The sequence below is a fragment of the Novilysobacter longmucuonensis genome (assembly GCF_046600735.1).
Taxonomy (GTDB): domain Bacteria; phylum Pseudomonadota; class Gammaproteobacteria; order Xanthomonadales; family Xanthomonadaceae; genus Novilysobacter_A; species Novilysobacter_A longmucuonensis.
This window is the reverse complement of sequence record NZ_JBJMAW010000001.1, coordinates 348548-370404: the sequence shown is the minus strand read 5'-3', so window position 1 is coordinate 370404 and position 21857 is coordinate 348548. Positions and strand designations below refer to the sequence as shown.

Sequence of the window (21857 nt, the reverse complement as noted above, 5' to 3'; positions counted from 1 at the left end):
GATCAAGCTCGGCTCTACAGGTGCTCCGGGTCGAGCATGGGCAACGTCACCACGAACTGGCTGCCTTGGCCGCTGCCGGCGCTGCGGGCGGTCACGGTGCCGCCATGGGCGTCGATCAATTGCTTCACCACCGTCAGCCCGATCCCGAGGCCGCCGCCGTGGAAGCCGGTGGCGTGCGGCTCCTGCACGAACGGCTCGAAGACGTTGCCCAGGGCGTCGGCGCTGATCCCGATGCCGTTGTCGGACACGGTGATCACGACGGACTCGCCCTCCACCGCGACCGAAAGCCCGAGTTCGCCGCCCTTGGGCGTGTACTTGCAGGCGTTGTCGAGCAGGTTGCACAGGACCTGCGCCAGCCGGACCGGGTCGCCGTGCACCTCCAGCGCGCGAGCCGGGCGATGCAGGTCCAGATGCTGCCCGCGCGCCTTGATCGCCGGCCGGCTGGCGTCGATGGCCTGATCGATGATCCGGGCCAAGTCGACCGTCTCGCGCTCGAGCCGCAGCTTGCCGGTGCTGGCGCGCGAGACATCGAGCAGGTCGCCGACCAGGCGTGACATGTGCGTCACCTGGCGTTCGATGATCTCCCGCAATCGCGGCAACGTGTCGTCATCCGAGCCGACCATGCCCAGCATCGACGCGGCGCTGCTGATCGGTGCCAGCGGGTTGCGCAGCTCGTGCGCGAGCACTGCCAGAAACTCCGTCTGGCGCCGCTGCGCCTGCTCGGCCGCGGCCTGCAGGTCCTGGGCACCGAGCGCGGCCAGCACCAGCTGGGCGTTGGCCTCCTGCTGCTGCGTGTGCTGGTTTTCATGCGCGGCCTCTGCGCGTTCGTGGTCGCCCACCAATTGGGTGTGCGCCGCTTTGTCCTCGGAATGCTGGCGTTCGTGCGCGGCAAGCGCGCCAGCATGATTGTCGGCCCGCTGCGTGTTCGCTTCCTTGTTCTCGGAGTGCTGGCGCTCGTGCGCGGCGATCGCGCCGGCATGATCGTCCGCCCGTTGCGTGTTCGCCTCTCTGTTCGCGGAGTGCCGGCGTTCGTGCGTGGCCATCGCCAACGCGTGATCATCGGCCAGTTGCGTGTTCGCCTCGGTCGTGTCGGAGTGCCGGCGCGCGGTCGTGGCCGGCACCTGATCGTGGTCGCGCTGGGCCTGCGCCTCGCGCACGTGCCGTTGCAACCCGGCCAGTTGCGCCCGCGCCTTCACGATCTCGTGCTGTAGTCCGGCCAGCTCGCGCGCGGCCTCGTCGGCTGCGTGGTCGTTGCGGCCAGTGGTCGGGCTCATGACGAGCTGCCGGCCTGGCCGGAGTCCTCGGGATCCGACTTGGCCCCCGTGACCGACCGGTCCGGCTTGTCCGGTTTTCTGGTCGGTCTGCCGCCGAGCAGCCCCTCCTGGTCGGGCAGCGACTCGCCCACCTGGATGCCGTCTTCATCGATGCTGTACAGCCGCAACTCGCTGGAGTGGTTGCTCGCGCGCACCTTGGCCACCGCCATCACGCGCAGCAGCCGGCTCTCGACCTCGATGTAGCGCTGCACGATGATCGCGTCGGTCAGCGACGCGGTGCCGAACGGATTGAAGCGCAGCTCGTTGTAACGGTCCTCAAGCTCGGCGGTCATCAGCACGGTGACGCCCGCGCCTGCCAGCGCGGTGACCAGGCGCAGCTGCGATTCGCGGAAGTCGCTCTGGAAGGTCGGGGCGACCAGCAGCTCGAAACCGGTGAGTGAATCGATGACCACGCGGGTCGCCTTGATTCGGTGGACCTCGTCGGTGATGCGGTGCACGATCTCGTCGATCGAGGTGTCGGGCGCGCGGGTGGTGATGAGGCCGACCTGGCCGCTTTCGATCAATTCAGCGACCACGCGTTGCCGCGAGCGGTTGGGATGCTGCTCGAACGCGACCATCACGCCGGTTTCGCCGCGCGCCGCGCCTGCTGCCAGGAAAGCACCGGCCAGAATGCTCTTGCCCGATCCCGAAGGACCCGCCACCAGCAGCGAAAAGCCTTGGGGCAGGCCGCCGCCGAACATCTTGTCCAGCTCCGGTATGCCCATCGACAGACGCGTCTCGGGCGCGTGCTGGCTCGCCCCTGCGCACTCCGGATCCACGATGTACGCCGGCGCGAACACCCTGATCCCGGCCGGGCTGATACGGAAGCTGTGCAGCCCCGGCAGCGTCGCTTGGCCGCGCATCTTCATGACCTCGATCTTGCGGACCATCGAGTTGCGCTGCACGCTCTGGCGCAGGCAGATCATGCCGTCGGCCACGGTGAACACCGGATTGGCGTCGGTCTCGTTGGAATATTCGCCGATCAGGAACGAGGTGGCCTGCCAGCTGGTCATCAGCAGGCCCAGGTGCTGCACGAACTGCTGCAGGTCGTGCTCTTGGGCGTTCTGGACCATGCCCGCCCGCGCCATCGAGCGGAACGAGTCCACGAACACCACCGCCGGCGCGTGCGCTTCGACCTCGGAGACGATGCGGCGCAGCAGTCGGTCGAAATTGCCGGTCGCGGCATCGTCGCTCAGGTTGACGAAATGCACGTGGCGGTTGATCGCCTCGTTGTCAAAAAAATCGAACTGCTGCTGGTAGCGCAGCATCTTCATCGGTGGCTCGCCGAGTACTGTCAGGTAGAGCGCCGGGCGCTCCGCGGAGGCCAGCGTAAACATCATCTGGTGGGCCAGCGTGGTCTTGCCGCAGCCGGGCGCCCCGGCGATCACGTTGAACGAGAACTCGGGCAGGCCGCCGCCGAGCACTTCGTCCAGGCCCGGCACCCCGGTGGCCAGGCGGTTGATTGTCACTCGGGTCGTCATCGAATGGTGTCCTCTGCGGATGCACCGCTTGGCGAGTTGATCCACACCGAATGCAGCAGGCGGTCGGTGAGCGCGGGACCGAGCAGGCCGGCCAGCAAGTCGTGAAAGGTCTGCAGCAGCGCGCCGCCTGCGGCCGCGGCGGCGGCGCTGCTTTGCTGCACCAGCGCGGACTTCAGCGCCTCGAAATCCAGCGCGTCGGGACGGCCTTCATGGATGCCCGCCAACCATGGGTGGGCCAATCCGGCAAGATGCAGGCTGCGCCTGTAGAGCGAATCGACGCCGCGCTGGCCGAGGATCGGACGCAGAGCGGCCTCGATCTGCTGCCAGATCGAGACGATCGCGTCGGCGATCTGCTCGGCATCCGCGCCGTTCTCGGCCCGATGGGTCAGGTTCGCGGCGATGCGTTGGTGTTCCTGCTTTTCCACAGGTGTGGCGGGGCCGTCGCGGTTGAATTCTTGATGCTTGATCATACGCCGGCTGCCTTCGCTCGCTCATCACGTCAGGGGTACGCCACCCCGGCCGCACGCGCGTGGCGGGCTGCCGGCGCGGCGATGGCACGCAGCCAGCCGACCCAGGGATTTTGTAGGAGCGCCCCATGCTTATGAGGAGCATGGGGCTTATGAGGAGCATGGGGCTTTTGGGGAGCATGGGGCTTATGAGGAGCATGGGGCTTATGAGGAGCATGGGGCTTTTGGGGAGCATGGGGCTTATGAGGAGCATGGGGCTCATGAGGAGCATGGGCGCGATGCAAATCGGACAACCGCGCCTGTCCGATTCCGGTTCGCGCCCATGGGGCGCTGCTACAAAAGCTGGGGGCGCTCCTACAAAAGCATGAAGCGCTCCTACAAAAAGCCCTATTCCACCGTCACCGACTTGGCCAGGTTGCGCGGCTTGTCGACGTCGGTGCCGCGTGCGAGCGCGACGTGGTAGGCCAGCAACTGCACCGGGATGGTGTGCACGATCGGCGACAGCACGCCGACGTGACGTGGGGTGCGGATCACGCTGACCTGCTCGGAATCGCCGAAATGGCTGTCGAGATCGGCGAACACGAACATCTCGCCGCCGCGCGCGCGCACCTCCTGGATGTTGGATTTGACCTTTTCCAGCAGGCTGTCCCGCGGCGCGATCACCACCACCGGCATGTCGGCATCGACCAGCGCCAGTGGGCCGTGCTTGAGCTCGCCGGCCGGATACGCCTCGGCGTGGATGTAGGAGATCTCCTTAAGCTTCAGGGCACCTTCCAAAGCAATGGGATAGTGCACGCCGCGGCCGAGGAACAGCGCGTGCTGCTTCGGTGCGAAACGCTCGGCCCAGGCGGTGATCTGCGGCTCCAGGTTCAGCGCGTGCTGCACGCTGCCGGGCAGCTGGCGCAGCGCATCGAGGAACTCGCCTTCCTGTTCCGGTGACAGGCGCCCGCGCAGCTTGGCCAGGGTCGCGGTCAGGGTGAACAGCGCGACCAGCTGGGTGGTGAAGGCCTTGGTCGAAGCCACGCCGATCTCGGCGCCGGCGCGGGTGTAGTAGACCAGCCGGCTGGCGCGCGGGATCGCGCTCTCGGGCACGTTGCAGATCGACAGGGTCTTGTCGTGTCCCAGCGACTTGGCGTACTTGAGCGCCTCCATCGTGTCGAGGGTTTCGCCCGATTGCGAGATGGTCACGACCAGCTGCTTCGGGTTGGCCACGGCGCTGCGGTAACGGTATTCGCTGGCGACCTCGACCGAACACGGGATGCCGACGATCGCCTCGATCCAGTAGCGCGCAGTCAGGCCGGCAAAGTAGCTGGTGCCGCAGGCGAGGATCTGCACCGCCTCGACATCGGCCAGCACCGGCTCGGCACCGGCGCCGAACAACGAGGCCGAAAACCCTTTGTTGTCGATCACCGCCTCGATGGTGTCGGCGATCGCGCGCGGCTGCTCGTGGATCTCCTTCTGCATGAAATGGCGGTAGGGGCCGAGTTCCAGCGAGGCCAGCGAGACATCCGATACGTGCACCTCGCGTTCGACCACGGCGCCGTGCTCGTCAAACACCCGCACCGCATCGCGCGTGACCTCGGCGGTATCGCCCTCCTCCAGGAAGATCACCCGCCGCGTGGCCTGGACGATCGCCGAAACGTCGCTGGCAATGAAATTCTCGCCCTCGCCCAGGCCGACCAGCAGCGGGCAGCCCATGCGCGCGGCGATCAGGCGCTCCGGCTCGTGCCGGCTCACCACCGCCAGTGCATAGGCGCCGGTGAGCTCGCCGACCGCCCGCTGCACCGCAGCCAGCAGATCGTCGCCCTGCTTCAGGAACGAGTGGATCAGGTGGGCGATGACCTCGGTGTCGGTCTGCGATTCGAACTCGTACCCGAGCGCACGCAGCTTCTCGCGCTGCTCCTCGTGGTTCTCGATGATGCCGTTGTGCACCAGCGCCACGCCGTGGCTGATGTGCGGATGTGCGTTGGCCTCGGTCACCCCGCCGTGCGTGGCCCAGCGGGTGTGGCCGATGCCGGTGCCGGCCGTGAATGCCTCGCTTGCGGCCGCCGCTTCCATCTCGGCGACCCGGCCGGTGCGGCGCACGCGGCGGATCTCTTCGCAGCCTGCCTCACCGGCGACCACGGCAATGCCGGCGGAGTCGTAGCCGCGGTACTCCAGCCGCTTCAGTCCCTCGATCAGGAGCTGGACCACATCGCGATCCGCGATTGCACCGACGATTCCACACATGGATGGGCGACTCCTCTGATGACGGCGCAGTTTAGCGGTGCCGCGCGCCGCGGACACTGTCCGGCGGACACTGCGCACCTGCCCGCGGACACCTGTAGACAACGGGAAACACACGTGGAATCAGCCTTCTGGAGGTTGGCACGCTTCATGCTTAATACACCCCGTGCACCCCGTACACCCCGTCCCCAGCACGCACAGAGGCCAGCCCGACCCATGAGCATCCGCGACACCTCCGCCCAGGACCACGCCGTCGTCAGCACCCCGGCGCACGTCCAGCGCCGCCGCCGATGGCTGACCGGCGCCGCCGTGGCGATCGGCGTGCTGCTGCTCGGCGGCTGGCTGGTATCGGCCTGGAGCGGCGGCAGCCGCTCCTTCGACGCCTCGCGCGTGCGCATCGCCGAGGTCACCCGCGGCGACCTGGTCCGTGACATCTCCGCCGACGGCCGGGTGATTGCGGCCAACAGCCCGACCCTGTACGCGATCGCCGGCGGCACCGTGACCCTGCATGTGGTCGCCGGCGACGTGGTCAAGGCCGACCAGCCCTTAGCCGAGATCGACAGCCCGGAACTACGCAGCCGACTGGCGCAGGAGCAGGCCACCCTGGCCAGCGTGGAGGCCGAGGCCGGGCGCGCCGGGCTGGACGCGCAGATCGCGCGTTCGGCCGCGCGCCGCGCGCTCGACCAGGCCGAAATCGAGGAGCAGGCCGCGCGGCGTGACCTGGAGCGCAACCAGCGCGCGTTCGAAGGCGGTGCCGTCGCGCAGATCGACGTGGCGCGCTCGCAGGACAACCTCAAGAAGGCCGAGCTCGGCGTCGCCCATGCGCGGCGCGAGTATGACCTGCAGGGCCAGGGTGCGGGGCTGGACACGCAGAACAAGAAGCTGCTCGCCGACCGCCAGCGTGCGGTGGTCAGCGAACTGCAGCGCCAGGTCGATGCGCTGACGCTGCGCGCGCCATTCGATGGCCAGGTGGGCCAGGTGCAGGTCGCGCATCGCCAGAACGTCGCGGTCAATGCGCCGGTGCTGAGCGTGGTCGACCTGACCCGGTTCGAGGTGGAGATCCGCGTGCCGGAAAGCTTCGCGCGTGACCTGGCGATCGGCATGCCGGCGCAGCTGACCAGCGGCGCAGGCCGGCCATACCCGGGCGAGGTCTCGGCGGTATCACCGGAGGTGGTCAACGGCGAGGTCGTCAGCCGCCTGCGCTTCACCGAGGAGCAACCGCCCGGACTGCGCCAGAACCAGCGCCTGCGGGCGCGGATCATGCTCGATACCCGCGATGACGTGCTGATGGTCGAGCGCGGGCCGTTCCTGGAACAGAGCGGCGGCCGCCACGCCTATGTCATGGACGGCGACGTCGCGGTGCGCCAGCCGATCAGCACCGGCGTCAGCAGCCTGTCCTCGGTGGAGATCCTCGATGGTTTACAGCCGGGCGACCGCATCGTGGTCTCCGGCGCCGATCAGTTCGGCGATGCCGAACGCATTCGCATCACTGGAGATTGACCATGAATACCCAGACCGTGCTTCCTTCCGACCCGCAATCGACCGCTCCGGTATCCGATGCGGCGTCCCTGCGGCTGCTGGAGCCCCCGGCCCTCGCTGTCGCCGCCCACGACGACAGCGCCAACGATCACCAGTACGAGCGGCGGCTCAAGCCCCGCCCGTGGCGCCGCTTCGCCCGGTCCGACCCCGGGGCCGCGCTGTTCCGGGTGCACGGCTGAACCGGCCGCACCACCACCACCTCTTCACTCCCACCCGTCATCCCAGCGCTGCTCGGGATGGCGGATAGAACCTCCTCCGCTCACAGGAACCATTCCCATGCTCGACATGCAACAGGTCACCAAGGTCTACCGCACCGAACTGGTCGAAACCCATGCACTGCGCTCGCTCGACCTGCATGTGCGCGAGGGCGAGTTCGTCGCCGTCACCGGTCCGTCGGGTTCGGGCAAGACCACCTTCCTCAACATCGCCGGGCTGCTGGAGAGCTTCACCGGTGGCACCTACAAGCTCGATGGCGAGGACGTGAGCGGCCTGTCGGACGACGCACGCTCAAAGCTGCGCAACCGCAAGATCGGCTTCATCTTCCAGAGCTTCAACCTGATCCCGGACCTCAACCTGTTCGACAACGTCGACGTGCCGCTGCGCTACCGCGGCATGAGTGCGTCCGAGCGCAAGCAGCGCATCGAGGAATCGCTGGCCAAGGTAGGGCTGGGCTCGCGCATGAAGCACTACCCGGCCGAACTGTCGGGCGGCCAGCAACAACGCGCCGCGATCGCGCGTGCACTGGCCGGCAGCCCGCGCCTGCTGCTGGCCGACGAACCCACCGGCAACCTCGACTCGCAGATGGCCCGCGGCGTGCTGGAGATGCTCGAGGAGATCAACGCCGCCGGCACCACCATCGTCATGGTGACCCACGACCCGGAACTGGCCGCGCGCGCGCGGCGCAACGTGCACATCGTCGACGGCATGGCGACCGACCTCGCGGCCGAGCCGAGCCTGGTGCGCAAACCGGCCGAAACCTCCGCCTGATCCTGTCCGACTGGACTCCCTGTCGGTCGTAGGAACGGCTTCGGCCGCGATCGGAAATCGTTCGCTCGCGCCGACTCCTGTTCGCGGCTGAAGCCGCTCCTACAAAGACCCCGATCATCGAAGGAACGCAGCATGTTCGCCTACTACTTCGACCTCGCCCTGCGCAGCTTCAGGCGCAACAAGGTACTGACCGCGCTGATGGTGCTCGCGATCGCGCTCGGCATCGGCGCCTGCATCACGACGCTGACGGTGTTTTACATCCTTTCGGGCGATCCATTGCCTGGCCGAAGCCACACGCTGTTCTATCCGCAGTTGGACGCCAGCAGCATGGACGGGTACGTCCCGGAGCAATATCCGGAAGACCAGATGACCCGCTACGACGCCGAAGCCCTGCTGCGCCACGCACGAGGTGACCGCCAGGCGATAACCAAGCGGGGCAGCGTAGTGGTCAAGTCGCAGCCGGGCGCACTCGATTCGTCTTCCGTGGATTCCCGCTACGCTTCCAGCGATTTCTTTCCGATGTTCGCTGTGCCGTTCCTTTTCGGCAACGGATGGGGCAAGGCCGAAGACGATGCGCGCGCCCGAATTGCGGTCATCGCCAAACCGCTCAATGACAAGCTGTTCGGCGGCGAAAACAGCGTCGGACGATCGCTGTGGCTGGACCAAACGGAGTTTCAGGTCGTCGGAGTACTCAACGACTGGCGCCCGACTCCGAAGTTCTACGACATGTACGGCAACCGCTATGCCGAAATCGAACAGGTATACGTGCCGTTCTCGACCTCGCGCGACCTCGACATGGACGTCGCAGGCCGCATGCATTGCTGGGGCAGTGACGATGTCGAGGAGGATGCGGAAGGCGCCACCGGTCTCAATGCCCCCTGTGCCTGGCTGCAGTACTGGGTGGAGTTGGACACGCCGGAAAAAGCCGCCGCCTACCTGCAGTACCTCACCAATTACTCCGACCAGCAGCGCGCGGCGGGCCGATTCGAGCGCCCAACCAACGTGCGTCTGGACAACGTGATGGACTGGCTTGAGCACATCAAGACAGTGCCGGCCGACGTGCGCCTGCAGGTGTGGCTGGCCTTTGCTTTTCTGGCGGTATGCCTGCTCAACACCGTCGGATTGCTGCTGGCGAAGTTCATGCGCCGGTCGAGTGAAATCGGCGTGCGCCGGGCTCTGGGAGCATCGCGCCGATCCATCTTCGTCCAGTACCTGGTCGAGGCCGGCGTGATCGGCCTGGCCGGCGGCGTGCTCGGCCTGGGTGTCGCGCTGCTGGGAGTGTGGACGGTGCGCCAGCGATCGGCCAGCTACGCCGAGTTGGCGCAGCTGGATCCGGTGATGCTGATCGCCACCTTCGCGCTCGCGGTCGTGGCAAGCGTGCTCACCGGCCTGTTGCCGGCCTTTCGCGCATGTCAGGTCGCCCCCGCCATCCAGCTCAAGACGCAATAAGCCAGAGGCAGCCATGGACATTCGACCGATTTTTTCCGCCCTGCGTCGCCACAAGACGGCAGCCACGTTGATCGTGCTGGAGATAGCCCTGAGTTGCGCCATCCTCAGCAATGCGGTTTTCCTGATCCACACCCGGCTGCAGCTCATGGACCGCCCGACCGGTCTGGCGGAAACCGAACTCGTGCGCATCCAGCTAGCCGACCCCGGTACGAACGACAGCGCCGCTGCGCGGACCCGGGAAGATCTGGTTGCGCTGCGCGCGTTGCCTGGAGTCAGGAATGCCGCCGCCGTTAACTTTCTTCCCTTGGGTTCGGCGGGAAGGAGTCTGGATGTCAGGCGGACACCGGGCGAATCTGCACTGTTCGAGAGCTCCTACTACGCAGGCGACAGGCAGTTGATCGATGCGATGGGGCTGAACCTAATTGCCGGCCGGCACTTCACGCCGGACGAGTTCGTCGACTGGGAGGCACTGAGCGCCCCCAACAGCAAGCTCGCAATTCCATCGGTCATCATCTCCCACAGCATGGCCAAGGAGCTATTTCCGGGACAGGACCCGTTGGGCAAATCCTTCTACGCCTGGGGCGATACGCCGATCACCATCGTGGGGATTGTCGAGCATCTGGTACAGCCCCACGGAGCCAACGGTCCGGCCTCCTACACATACGCGATGCTGATGCCGGTGGAGGGCGCTTTCCGCAACTACCTGCTGCGCGTCAGCGATCCTGCGCAACGCGCGCAGGTGCTAGAGCGCGCGGTCGACACGCTAATGCGCATTGATCCGAACCGCACCATTGTCAGGCAGGAAACGTTGGAAGAGATGCGCGACAGCTATTACCGAACGGATGTTGAAATGGCCTGGCTGCTGGCCATCGTCTGCATGGCGCTGCTGGTGATCACCGCGCTGGGCATCGTCGGGCTGGCGAGTTTCTGGGTGCAGCAGCGCACCAAGCAGATCGGCGTGCGGCGCGCGCTCGGGGCCACCCGGGGCCATATCCTGCGCTACTTCCAGACCGAGAACTTCCTGCTGGCCACGATAGGCATCGTCATCGGGATGATGCTGGCCTACGGCATCAACCTCGCGCTGATGGAGCGCTATGAGCTCGCCCGGCTGCCGGCGATCTATCTGCCGGTCGGCGCGATCGCACTGTGGCTGCTCGGACAGGCCTCCGTACTCGGCCCGGCCCGGCGCGCGGCGGCGGTACCGCCGGCGGTCGCGACGCGCAGCGTTTAGGAAGGCCCGCCATTCCAGCCACCAAGACGGCCGGTTGAAACCCGCCCTACGGCTTCAAAGGATTGCCATGTTCACTTACTACTTCGACCTCGCCTTGCGCAGCTTCCGCCGCAACAAGGTACTGACCGCGCTGATGGTGCTCGCGATCGCGCTGGGCATCGGCGCGGCCATGACCACGCTCACGGTGTTCCATGTGTTGTCGGGCGATCCCATACCCGGCAAGAGCGACACCCTGTTCTACCCACAGATGGACCCGCGCTCAATGAGCGGCTACACGCCCAGCGATCCTCCAGAATTCCAGATGACCCGCTTCGATGCCGAGGCGCTGCTGCGCGAGGCGCGCGGTGACCGCCAGGCATTGATGACCGCGGGCAGCGTGGTCGCGGAGCCGCAGCGCTCCGGCATGAGCCCATTCAACGTGGAGTCGCGCTTCACCTCGGCGGACTTCTTTCCGATGTTCGACGCGCCGTTCGCCCATGGTGGCGGCTGGGCTGCCAGCGACGACGAGGCGCGTGGCCGCGTGGTGGTCATCGCCAAGGAACTCAACGATCGGCTGTTCGACGGCGCCAACAGCGTCGGCCAGACGCTCCGGCTGGACCAGACCACATTCCGCATCGTCGGCGTGCTGGACGAATGGCGGCCGACACCGCGCTTCTACGACGTAACCAACAGCCACTTCGGCGAGGTCGAACAGGTGTTCCTGCCGTTCTCGACCTCGCGCGATGTCGACATGAATACCAGCGGCAACATGAATTGCTGGGAGGACACTGGCAATGGCGCGGAGGGCGTTCGCGGCGTAGATGCCTCCTGCAGCTGGCTGCAGTACTGGGTCGAACTGGATTCGCCAGAAAAGGCCGAGGACTACCTGCGTTACCTCACCAACTACTCCGACCAGCAACGTGCCGCCGGCCGCTTCGGGCGCCCGACCAACGTGCGCATGTTCGACGTGATGGGCTGGCTCGACAACCAGCGCATAGTGCCCAGCGACGTGCGCCTGCAGGTCTGGCTGGCCTTCGGTTTTCTGCTGGTGTGCCTGCTCAACACCGTCGGCCTGCTGCTGGCCAAGTTCCTGCGCCGCGCCGGCGAGATCGGCGTGCGCCGCGCGCTGGGCGCCTCGCGCCGCGCGGTCTTCGCCCAGTGCCTGGTCGAGGCCGGCACGATTGGGCTGGCCGGCGGGCTGCTGGGACTGGCGCTGGCCCTGCTGGGCCTGTGGGCGGTGCGCCAGCAGCCAACCGGTTATGCCGAACTCGCCCAGCTCGACCCGGCGATGCTGCTGACCACCTTTGCCCTCGCGATCGCGGCCAGTCTGCTGGCGGGGCTGTTGCCCGCATGGCGAGCCTGCCAGGTCACGCCGGCTATCCAGCTCAAATCGCAATGAACAAAACACCCTCTCCCGCTGGCGGGAGAGGGTGGGGGGTAAAGGGCACGCGAAACACACTTGCGTCGGCCGTTCCAAGTATCGCTCGCCCTCATCCGCCCTTCGGGCACCTTTTCCCGCACGCGGGAGAAGGAAACGACAAAAAAACCTCCCGCACCGCGGGACGCTGGAGAACCACCATGGACATCCGCCCCATCCTGTCGACCCTGCGTCGCCACAAGACCGCCGCCGCGCTGATCGTGCTGGAGATCGCGCTGAGCTGCGCGATCATCTGCAATGCGGTGTTCCTGATCGACACCCGGCTGGACCGCATGAACCGCACCACCGGCCTGGCCGAGAACGAGCTGGTGCGCCTGCGCTACACCGGCATCGGCCGCGACGACAATGCCGCAGCGCTGACCCGCGGGGATCTTGCCGCCCTGCGTGCACTCCCCGGCGTACGCGCGGCCACCGTGGTCAACCAGGTCCCGTTCGGCAACTCGTCCTCGTACAGCTCTATCAACCTGGAGCCGGACCAGCAGAACCCGACGCTGGACGCATCCGTCTATGCCGGCGATGAGCAACTGCTGGAGACCTTCGGCCTGCGGCTGGTCGCCGGCCGCGAATTCACCGCCGATGAATACGTCGAGTGGGAGGCACTGACGGCGCCCGCATCGGAGGTCGAGATCTCCTCGGTGATCCTCACCCGCGCGACCGCCGAGCGACTGTTTCCCGGCGAGGATGCGGTCGGCAAGTCGATCTACAGCGGCGGCGACAACCCGCAGCGCGTGGTCGGCGTCATCGAGCACCTGATCCGTCCCGGCGACAACGGCAGTCCGGCGGATGCCGGGCTGTCGATGGTGCTGCCGATCCATCGGCCCTATACGACGGGTTCCTACGTGCTGCGCACCGAACCGGCGCGCCGCGACGAGGTGCTGAAGGCGGCGGTGGCGGTGCTGGAGCAACGCAATCCCGATCGCATCCTGCTCGATTCGGAAAGCTTCGAGCAGATGAGCGACGACTTCTACGCACAGGACCGCGCCATGGCCTGGCTGCTGGTCTCGGTCTGCATCGCGCTGCTGATCGTGACCGCCCTGGGTATCGTCGGGCTGGCCAGTTTCTGGGTGCAGCAGCGCACCAAGCAGATCGGCGTGCGGCGTGCGCTCGGCGCCACCCGCGGCCAGATCCTGCGCTACTTCCAGACCGAGAACCTGCTGCTGGCTACAGTCGGCATCGCGCTTGGCATGGCGCTGGCCTACGGCATCAACCTGATGCTGATGGAGCGCTACGAGCTGCCCCGGCTCCCGGCGATGTACCTGCCAATCGGTGCGCTCGCGCTGTGGCTGCTCGGCCAGATCGCGGTGTTCGCACCGGCCCGCCGCGCCGCGGCGGTGCCGCCGGCGGTGGCGACGCGCTCGATTTGACGACGGGCAACCCGCTCAACGGATGCGCGAAGCCTCCAATCCGTCATCCCCGCGGAGGCGGGGATCCAGAGGCTTCAGCGCACTGGGTCCGCGTCGCCGCAACCTGCAGACGCGTTTAAAGTCACTGGGTCCCCGCTTTCCCGGGGATGACGGCCTGGATACATCCTCCCGGGACCAGGAACGCAGTTGCTACGCTTGCCTAACGCGGCTGACAGAAAGGAGCTCCATGCGCACGGTCCTGGTCATCGACGACAACCCGGCGGTCGGCACCGCACTGGACGTGCTGTTCGGCCTGCGCGAGATCCGCACGTTGGTCGCGCATTCGCCCGAGGATGGGCTGCGCATGCTCGCGCGCGAGGACATCGGGCTGGTCGTGCAGGACATGAACTTCCGTGCCGATACCACCTCCGGCGAGGAAGGCGTGGAACTGTTCCGTGCGATCCGCGCGCGCCATCCGGACCTGCCGATCATCCTGCTGACCGCGTGGACGCATCTGGAGATCGCCGTCGACCTGGCCAAGGCGGGCGCCGCCGATTACCTCGCCAAGCCGTGGGACGACCACAAGCTGCTGGCGAGCGTGGAAAACCTGCTGGAACTGTCGGCCAGCACGCGCGAGGTCTCGCGCCTGCATGGCCAGCGCAGGAAGATCCATCGCGAGCTGCAGTCGCGCTACGACCTGTGCGGACTGGTGTTCGCCTCCGACGCGCTCGCGCGCGTGGTCGAGCTGGCCGGCCAGGTTGCGCGCGCCGACGTGCCGGTGCTGATCTGCGGCCCCAACGGTGCCGGCAAGGAAAAGATCGCCGAGATCGTGCAGGCGAACTCGTCGGTCAAGGACGGCCCCTTCGTGACGCTCAACTGCGGCGCGCTGCCGGGCGAGCTGATCGAGGCGGAGTTGTTCGGTAGCGAGGCGGGCGCCTACACCGGTGCGACCAAGGCGCGTGAGGGCAAGTTCGAGGCGGCCGACGGCGGCACCTTGTTCCTCGACGAGATCGGCACGCTGCCGCCGGCCGGGCAGATGAAGCTGCTGCGCGTGCTGGAAACCGGCCGCTTCGCGCGGCTCGGCTCCAACCGCGAGCGGCAGGTCAAGGTGCGCCTGGTCAGCGCGACCAACGCCGAGCTGCCGCAGATGATCCGCGACGGCCAATTCCGCGAGGACCTCTACTACCGGCTCAACACGATCCAGATCGAGGTGCCGCCGCTGGCCGACCGTCGCGATGACATCCTGCCGCTGGCCCGGCTGTTCTTGCAGGACACGGGCGTGGCCGCCGGCAAGCGTCTGGGCGAGGATGCCGAACGCGCGTTGCTCGCACACGCCTGGCCCGGCAACGTGCGCGAGCTGCGCAATACGATCCAGCGCGCGATGTTGCTCACGCGCGGAGATGTCATCGGCGCCGGCGACCTGGGCCTGCCGGGCAGCTGCTCGGCAGTGAACTCGGCCGACGAGCCCGACCGCGCGACGATCGAGGCCGCGCTGCAGCGCAACGGCGGCGTCCTCACCCAGGCCGCCAGCGAGCTGGGGCTGTCGCGCCAGGCGCTGTATCGGCGGCTGGACCGGCTAGGCATCGAGCGGCCGTGAGCCACAGCGACGCCACCGCGTCGGTACAGCCGGGCTTGCCCGGCTGCGCCGCGGCCGGGACGGGGGAGCAGCCGAGCAAGCTCGGCTCTACAGGGCGGAGCCTACCGGTGACGGACCATGATCAGGCACTGGCGTAGCCGGCTTCCGCTGTCGCTGCAGTTCGGCGCGATCGCCCTGCTCTATGTGGCGGCGGCCGCGGCGCTGGCGGCGTTGCTGTCGAAGTGGATGGGCGAGCCGTGGCTGGTGGTACTGATCACAGCAGCGGTGCTGGCGCCGCTGCTGGTCTACCACGTGCAGCGCGCATTCGCCCCGATGAACTCGCTGTTCCGCGCGCTGGCCGGCAGCGTTGCCAGCTATCGCGACGGCGACTACAGCTTCGGGCTGTCATGGCAGGGCCGCGACGAACTGGCCGAGCTGGTCGCCAGCCACAACCGGCTCGGCGAGGCGCTGCGCGAGCAGCGCTTGGCGCTGGTGCAGCGCGAGTTGCTGCTCGAGACCATGGTCCAGAACACGCCCGTGGCGATGGTGCTGATCGACCCGGGCCGCCACGTGGTGCATGCGAACCTTGCCGCGCGCAAGCTGCTCGGCGAAGGTCGGCGGCTGGAGGGGCATACGTTCGAGGACCTGCTTGCCGGCGCGCACGACGCGGTGCGCGAGGCATTCCAGCGCGGTGGCGACGGCATGTTCACCGTCGGCGATGAGGACGAGGAGGACATCTACCACCTCTCGCGCCGCCAGTTCCGGCTCAATGGCCGCCACCACGAGCTGGTGCTGCTGCGCGTGCTGACCGCCGAGCTGCGCCGGCAGGAAGTACAGACCTGGAAGAAGGTGATCCGGGTGATCAGCCACGAGCTGAACAATTCGCTCGCGCCGATCGCCTCGCTCGCGCACTCGGGCAGCGAGCTGCTGCGCCGGGGCCAGTACGACAAGCTGCCCACCGCGCTGGCGACGATCGAAGACCGCGCGCGGCACCTGGAAGGCTTCATCCGCGACTACGCGCGTTTTGCCAAGCTGCCGGCGCCGCGGCGCACGCCCATCGAATGGTCGCGCTTCGTCGCGCAGCTCCGCACCCAGGTCGAGTTCACCTTCGATGGCAAGGGCAGCGACGGCATCGCGCGGGTCGATGTCGCCCAGCTCGAGCAGAGCCTGATCAACCTGCTCAAGAACGCGCACGAATCCGGATCGCCGCCGCACGAGGTGGCCCTGGTGCTGCGCCGCACGCCTGACGCCTGGCGTATCGACGTGCTCGACCGCGGCACCGGCATGAACGAGGCGGTGCTGGCCAACGCGCTGCTGCCCTTCTATTCGACCAAGCGCAACGGCACCGGCCTGGGGCTCGCCCTCGCCCGCGAGATCGCCGAAGCCCATGGCGGCAGGATCGCGCTGCTCAACCGCGACGGCGGCGGGCTGTGCGTGACGCTGGTGCTGCCGGATTAGCGAAACCCAAAGATCAACACCCGTAGGAGCGGCTTCAGCCGCGATCCGGAACCGGTCGCTCGCTGGGGAGTCCGATCGCGGCTGAAGCCGCTCCTACAACAGGACGTGCGCCCCCGCGACCACCGAGCTATTTCTTCTTAGGCCGCTGCCACCCTTCGACCACCGACTGCCGCGCGCGCGCGACGGTGAGCTTGCCGTCGGGCGCGGGCCTGGTGATCACCGAGCCGGCGGCGATGGTGGCGCCCTTGCCGATCGTCACCGGCGCCACCAGCGAGGCATTGGAGCCGATGAACGCGCGGTCCTCGATCCGGGTGACCGACTTGTTGGCGCCGTCATAGTTGCAGGTGATGGTGCCGGCTCCGATGTTGACCCCCACACCGATGAACGTGTCGCCGATGTAGCTGAGGTGGTTGGCCTTGCTCGACACGCCGACCTTGGCGTTCTTGGTTTCCACGAAGTTGCCGATGTGCACGCCATCGGCCAGCACCGTGCCCGGCCGCAGCCGCGCGAACGGGCCGATGGTGGCCGCGCCCTCGACCACGGCGCCGTCGATGTCGCAATGCGCCCGCACCTCGGTGCCGGGGCCGAGCCTAGCGTCCTTGAGCCGGCAGAACGGGCCGATGCGCACGCCATCGGCAAGCTCGACGTTGCCTTCGAACACCACGTCGACATCGATCTCGACATCCTGGCCGACCGTCACGCGGCCGCGCACGTCGAGCCGCGCCGGGTCGGCCAGCCGCGCACCGGCGTCGCACAGCGCGCGGGCGGCGCGCAGCTGGAAGGCACGTTCGAGCTGGGCCAGCTGCCATGGGTCGTTCGCGCCCTCCACTTCGATCGCCTCACGCACGTGCACCATCTCGGCGGCGTTGTATTCGTCGGCCGCGGCGGCGAACACGTCGGTGAGGTAGTACTCGCCCTGTACGTTCTCGTTGTCGAGTCCGGCAAGCCAGCGGCGCAGCGGGTCGCCATCGGCGATCAGGATGCCGGTGTTGACGGTGAGGATCTCGCGCTGCTCCTCGTCGGCGTCCTTGTGCTCGACGATTTGCGCCACGCGGCCCTCGGCATCGCGCACGATCCGGCCGTAGCCGCTGGGGTCATCGAGGTCGGCCACCAGCACCGCGATCCGTCCGGGAGCGTCCAGCAGGCGCCGCAGGGTCTCGGCGGTGATCAACGGTACGTCGCCATAGAGGATGAGCACGCGCACGTCCTGCGGCACCTCGGGCATCGCCTGCTGCACCGCATGGCCGGTACCCAGGCGCTCACGCTGCTCGCTCCAGTGCAGGTCGCGCTGCTCGGCAAAGGCCTTGCGCACCTGGTCGCCACCATGGCCGTAGACCACATGGATGCCGGCTGGGTGCAAGGCGCGCGCGGTCTCGATCGCGTGCGCCAGCATGGGCCGGCCCGCGATCTTCTGCAGCACCTTGGGCACCGACGACTTCATGCGTTTGCCTTCGCCTGCGGCGAGGATGACGACGTGCAGCGGTGCGCTCATGCGGACTCCGGATACGTGTTCGACTCGGTAGAGACAACGGCGATTCTAGCCGGCGCGGGCCTGCTAGGATGCCGCGGTGCCGCTATCTCGACTTTCCACTCCGCTCGCCGCTCCCCGTGTGCCGAACGGCGTTTGCGCCTGGATGCACGCGCAGGACCGCCATCCAGGCGCGGCTTCAATGAGCCTGCTTCGATGAGCCTGCTTCGATGAGCCTGAAGCGGCAAGGCCGGCACTACCTGCTGATCGGGATGATCCAATGGCTGCTCGACTGGGGCGTGATGGTCGCGCTGAGCCATTTCGGCATGCCGGTGCGACAGGCCAACGTGGTCGGTCGCGTCTGCGGTGCGCTGCTGGGATTCTGGCTCAACGGCCGCATCACCTTTGCCGGCGACGATACCGCGGTCGGCCGCACCCAGTTTCTGCGCTTCCTGGGGATGTGGCTGAGCATGACGCTGCTCAGCACGCTTGCGATCGGAACGATCGATGACTACCTGGGTTTGAAGTGGGCATGGCTGGCCAAGCCCGGCGTCGAGCTCGTGCTGGGCGGCCTGGGCTTCCTGCTGTCGCGGTACTGGATCTACCGACGCTGAGCGCTGCTGTTTTCCCCTTTGAAGAAGGGGCCAAGGGGCCTCCTTGGCTTTCCGCGCGTTGCCTGGAGCAAATCCTCCCCAGCCATCCTTTTCCAAAGGAGGGAGCAAAAGCGCGTGCTCCCGGCAAAAAAAACGCCGGCATCAGCCGGCGTTTTTCTGATCGACAGCAGCACCGAGGTCAGTGCTTCATGTTCTTGCGCAGGCGCTCCAGCGCCTGCAGCTGCGCCATTGCTTCGGCCAGCTTGGCCTGCGCTTCGGCCACATCCATCTGCTCGCCGCGATTGGCCAACGCGCGTTCGGCCTCGTCCTTGGCGGCGCGTACCGCGGCCTCGTCGATGTCCTGGGCGCGCACGGCGGTGTCGGCCAGCACGGTCACCACCGTCGCCTGCACCTCCAGGATCCCGCCGGAGACCGCGAAGTCGAGTTGCTCGCCGCCGGGCAACGTCACCACGACCTTGCCGGGCTTGAGCCGGGTGATCAGGGGCGCGTGCTTGGGCGCGATGCCGAGCTCGCCGATTTCGCCGGTGGCGACCAGCAATTCAGCGTCGCCGCGGAAGATTTCTTCTTCGGCGCTGACGATGTCGCAACGGAAGGTGGAGGCCATGGTCTGAATCTCAAAAGCGGGAACAGGGAAACGGGGCGCAGGGAACGGAAAATCAGTGTGGACGAGAAGGTACGAACAGGAACGGATCTTCAGTTCCCCATTTCCTGTTCACCGTTCCCGCCTCTCTTCCAGTCAGCCCACGCCCATCTTCTTGGCCTTCTCGACCGCTTCCTCGATGGTGCCGACCATGTAGAACGCCTGCTCCGGCAGGTGGTCGTACTCGCCCTCGACGATCCCCTTGAAGCCGCGGATGGTCTCCTTGAGGGTGACGTACTTGCCCGGCGAGCCGGTGAACACTTCGGCGACGTGGAACGGCTGGCTGAAGAAGCGCTCGATCTTGCGCGCGCGCGACACCGCCTGCTTGTCTTCCTCGCTCAGCTCGTCCATGCCGAGGATCGCGATGATGTCCTTCAGCTCCTTGTACTTCTGCAGCGTCGACTGAACCTTGCGGGCGACGTCGTAGTGTTCGTTGCCGATCACGTTGGGGTCGAGCTGGCGCGAGGTCGAGTCGAGCGGATCGACCGCCGGGTAGATGCCCAGGGATGCGATGTTGCGCGACAGCACGACGGTGGCGTCGAGGTGGGCGAAGGTGGTCGCCGGCGACGGGTCGGTCAGGTCGTCGGCCGGCACGTAGACGGCCTGGATCGAGGTGATCGAGCCTGTCTTGGTCGAGGTGATGCGCTCTTGCAGCACGCCCATTTCCTCGGCAAGGGTCGGCTGGTAGCCCACCGCCGAGGGCATGCGCCCGAGCAGCGCGGACACTTCGGTGCCGGCCAGGGTGTAGCGGTAGATGTTGTCGACGAAGAACAGGATGTCGCGGCCCTTGCCGGTCGCCGGGTCCTTGTCGTCGCGGAAGTACTCGGCCATGGTCAGGCCGGTCAGCGCGACGCGCAGGCGGTTGCCCGGCGGCTCGTTCATCTGGCCGTAGACCATCGCGACCTTGTCCAGGACGTTGGAGTCCTTCATCTCGTGGTAGAAGTCGTTGCCCTCGCGGGTGCGCTCACCCACGCCGGCGAACACCGACAGGCCCTCGTGCGCCTTGGCGATGTTGTTGATCAACTCCATCATGTTGACGGTCTTGCCGACACCGGCGCCGCCGAACAGGCCGACCTTGCCGCCCTTGGCGAACGGGCACATCAGGTCGATCACCTTGATGCCGGTCTCGAGCAGTTCGTTGGTCGAGGACTGCTCCTCGTAGGACGGCGACTCGCGGTGGATCTCCCAGGTGTCGGTGGCGTCGACCGGACCGGCCTCGTCGATCGGGCGACCGAGCACGTCCATGATGCGGCCCAGGGTGCCGGCACCGACCGGAACCGAGATCCCGCGGCCGGTGTTGCGGGCCATCAGGTTGCGCTTGAGGCCGTCGGTGGAGCCCAGCGCAATGGTGCGCACGACGCCGTCGCCCAGCTGCTGCTGCACTTCCAGTGTGATCTCGGTGCCGTCGACCTTCAGCGCGTCGTACACGCGCGGCACCGATTCACGCGCGAACTCGACGTCGACGACGGCGCCGATGATCTGGACGATCTTGCCCTGGGCGCTGGCCGGGGCGGTGGTGACCTGGCTGTTCATGGATGCTTCCTCAGAAAATCAAAATCTTGCTGTCCGCAAAGGACGCGAAAGACGCAAAAAAGCCAAGTAACGTTAAAAGATTCTCTTTTGCGTTCTTTGCGTTCTTTGCGGACCAAAACTGCTCTCGTTCAAACCGCCGCGGCGCCGCTGACGATTTCGGAAATTTCCTGCGTGATCGCGGCCTGCCGCGCCTTGTTGTAGACCAGTTGCAGGGTCTCGATCAGTTTGTTGGCGTTGTCGCTGGCCGCCTTCATCGCAACCATGCGCGCGGCGTGCTCGGAGGCCACGTTCTCCAGCACCGCCTGGTACACCAGCGACTCGATGTAGCGGGTCAGCACGTGCTCGAGCACGGTCTCGGCATCGGGCTCGTAGATGTAGTCCCAGTCGTGCCGGGCGACCTGGGTCTCCGGCGACGGCAACGGCAGCAGCTGGTCGAACGCGGCGCGCTGGACCATGGTGTTGACGAAGTCGTTGTAGCTCAGGAACACCCGGTCGATGGTTCCGGCACTGTAGGAGTCGAGCATCACCTTGATAATGCCGATCAGCTGCTCGAGCTTGGGCTGGTCGCCCAGGTGGGTGACCGAGGCCAGCATGTTGACCTTGATCCGGCGGAAGAACACCGAGGCCTTCTGGCCGATGGTGACCACGTCGACCTCGACGCCCTGCTCGTGCCACTTCTGGAACTCGCCCAGCAGCTTTCGGAACAGGTTGTTGTTGAGGCCGCCGGCCAGGCCGCGGTCGGACGAGACGATCACGTACCCCACCCGCTTGGGGTTCGGGCGCTCGGTCATGTACGGATGCTGGTAGTCGGAATTGGCCTGGGCCAGGTGCCCGATCACCTGCTTCATCACCCGAGCATACGGGCGCGAGGTCTTCATCCGATCCTGCGCCTTGCGGATCTTGGAAGCCGAGACCATCTCGAGCGCGCGCGTCACCTTGCGGGTGTTCTGCACGCTCTTGATCTTGGTTTTGATTTCTCTGCCGCCTGCCATTCTCTCAATCCGGGACTCGGGACTCGGGACTCGGGACTCGGAAGAGCCCGCACTCGAATCGCTTTACTCCACGCCCGGGTTCGAGGTTCGGTCGCCGGGAAGCTCGCTTTCGCGAGTCCCGAG

General features: G+C 66.9%; 18 protein-coding genes. 10 read left to right on the top strand and 8 right to left on the bottom strand.

The features are described 5' to 3' along the window. Positions 1-14: 14 nt before the first annotated feature. The 4 genes from ACJQWM_RS01655 to glmS all read right to left on the bottom strand — a co-directional run bounded on the left by ACJQWM_RS01655 (position 15) and on the right by glmS (position 5490). Positions 15-1274, bottom strand: a complete 1260-nt coding sequence (locus ACJQWM_RS01655) for an ATP-binding protein (RefSeq protein ID WP_332703353.1) — start codon at positions 1272-1274, stop codon at positions 15-17. Further along, positions 1271-2794: a DUF7125 family protein gene (locus ACJQWM_RS01650; protein ID WP_332703355.1), complete on the bottom strand. Its 1524-nt coding sequence runs from the start codon at positions 2792-2794 to the stop codon at positions 1271-1273. The genes ACJQWM_RS01655 and ACJQWM_RS01650 overlap by 4 nt, the downstream gene beginning before the upstream one ends. Further along, complete coding sequence (locus ACJQWM_RS01645; RefSeq protein WP_332703357.1) at positions 2791-3264, bottom strand: hypothetical protein; 474 nt, start codon at positions 3262-3264, stop codon at positions 2791-2793. Before ACJQWM_RS01645 ends, ACJQWM_RS01650 begins: the two co-directional genes overlap by 4 nt. A gap of 384 nt (positions 3265-3648) precedes the next feature. Beyond that, on the bottom strand, positions 3649-5490 hold the full coding sequence (gene glmS, locus ACJQWM_RS01640; RefSeq protein ID WP_332703359.1) for a glutamine--fructose-6-phosphate transaminase (isomerizing): 1842 nt from the start codon (positions 5488-5490) through the stop codon (positions 3649-3651). A 213-nt stretch (positions 5491-5703) separates the two neighbouring features. On the opposite strand from glmS, the gene ACJQWM_RS01635 reads away from it, so the two are divergent. From ACJQWM_RS01635 to ACJQWM_RS01595, 9 genes are all read left to right on the top strand, one after another. Continuing rightward, on the top strand, positions 5704-6987 hold the full coding sequence (locus tag ACJQWM_RS01635; protein WP_332703361.1) for an efflux RND transporter periplasmic adaptor subunit: 1284 nt from the start codon (positions 5704-5706) through the stop codon (positions 6985-6987). Positions 6988-6989: 2 nt separating this feature from the next. Continuing rightward, a complete protein-coding gene (locus ACJQWM_RS01630) occupies positions 6990-7205 on the top strand; it encodes a hypothetical protein (RefSeq protein ID WP_332703363.1) in 216 nt (71 codons plus the stop codon). A gap of 97 nt (positions 7206-7302) precedes the next feature. Further along, a complete protein-coding gene (locus ACJQWM_RS01625; RefSeq protein ID WP_332703365.1) occupies positions 7303-8013 on the top strand; it encodes an ABC transporter ATP-binding protein in 711 nt (236 codons plus the stop codon). Positions 8014-8145: 132 nt separating this feature from the next. After that, positions 8146-9462, top strand: coding sequence for an ABC transporter permease (locus ACJQWM_RS01620; protein ID WP_332703367.1), 1317 nt, complete (start codon positions 8146-8148; stop codon positions 9460-9462). Between the two features lie 13 nt (positions 9463-9475). Further along, on the top strand, positions 9476-10693 hold the full coding sequence (locus ACJQWM_RS01615) for an ABC transporter permease (protein WP_332703369.1): 1218 nt from the start codon (positions 9476-9478) through the stop codon (positions 10691-10693). A gap of 67 nt (positions 10694-10760) precedes the next feature. After that, positions 10761-12071, top strand: a complete 1311-nt coding sequence (locus ACJQWM_RS01610; RefSeq protein WP_332703371.1) for an ABC transporter permease — start codon at positions 10761-10763, stop codon at positions 12069-12071. Positions 12072-12250: 179 nt separating this feature from the next. After that, the gene (locus ACJQWM_RS01605) at positions 12251-13474 is read left to right on the top strand and encodes an ABC transporter permease (protein ID WP_332703373.1); all 1224 of its coding nucleotides are present in this window, start codon (positions 12251-12253) and stop codon (positions 13472-13474) included. A gap of 226 nt (positions 13475-13700) precedes the next feature. Next, entirely contained in the window at positions 13701-15050 is a 1350-nt protein-coding gene (locus ACJQWM_RS01600; protein WP_332703375.1) for a sigma-54-dependent transcriptional regulator, read from the top strand. A 117-nt stretch (positions 15051-15167) separates the two neighbouring features. Beyond that, positions 15168-16487, top strand: coding sequence for a sensor histidine kinase (locus ACJQWM_RS01595; protein WP_332703377.1), 1320 nt, complete (start codon positions 15168-15170; stop codon positions 16485-16487). A gap of 127 nt (positions 16488-16614) precedes the next feature. Here ACJQWM_RS01595 and glmU read toward each other — a convergent pair whose 3' ends face one another. Beyond that, complete coding sequence (gene glmU / locus ACJQWM_RS01590) at positions 16615-17979, bottom strand: bifunctional UDP-N-acetylglucosamine diphosphorylase/glucosamine-1-phosphate N-acetyltransferase GlmU (protein ID WP_332703379.1); 1365 nt, start codon at positions 17977-17979, stop codon at positions 16615-16617. A gap of 206 nt (positions 17980-18185) precedes the next feature. On the opposite strand from glmU, the gene ACJQWM_RS01585 reads away from it, so the two are divergent. Next, positions 18186-18569, top strand: coding sequence for a GtrA family protein (locus ACJQWM_RS01585; protein ID WP_332703383.1), 384 nt, complete (start codon positions 18186-18188; stop codon positions 18567-18569). Between the two features lie 178 nt (positions 18570-18747). Here the strand turns inward: ACJQWM_RS01585 and ACJQWM_RS01580 are convergent, their stop codons facing one another. The 3 genes from ACJQWM_RS01580 to atpG all read right to left on the bottom strand — a co-directional run bounded on the left by ACJQWM_RS01580 (position 18748) and on the right by atpG (position 21734). Then, positions 18748-19173: a F0F1 ATP synthase subunit epsilon gene (locus ACJQWM_RS01580; protein WP_332703385.1), complete on the bottom strand. Its 426-nt coding sequence runs from the start codon at positions 19171-19173 to the stop codon at positions 18748-18750. Positions 19174-19305: 132 nt separating this feature from the next. Beyond that, the gene (gene atpD, locus ACJQWM_RS01575) at positions 19306-20742 is read right to left on the bottom strand and encodes a F0F1 ATP synthase subunit beta (RefSeq protein WP_332703387.1); all 1437 of its coding nucleotides are present in this window, start codon (positions 20740-20742) and stop codon (positions 19306-19308) included. A gap of 128 nt (positions 20743-20870) precedes the next feature. After that, positions 20871-21734 (bottom strand): F0F1 ATP synthase subunit gamma, encoded by an 864-nt coding sequence (gene atpG, locus ACJQWM_RS01570; protein WP_332703389.1) that lies wholly within the window; start codon positions 21732-21734, stop codon positions 20871-20873. Positions 21735-21857: the final 123 nt, after the last annotated feature.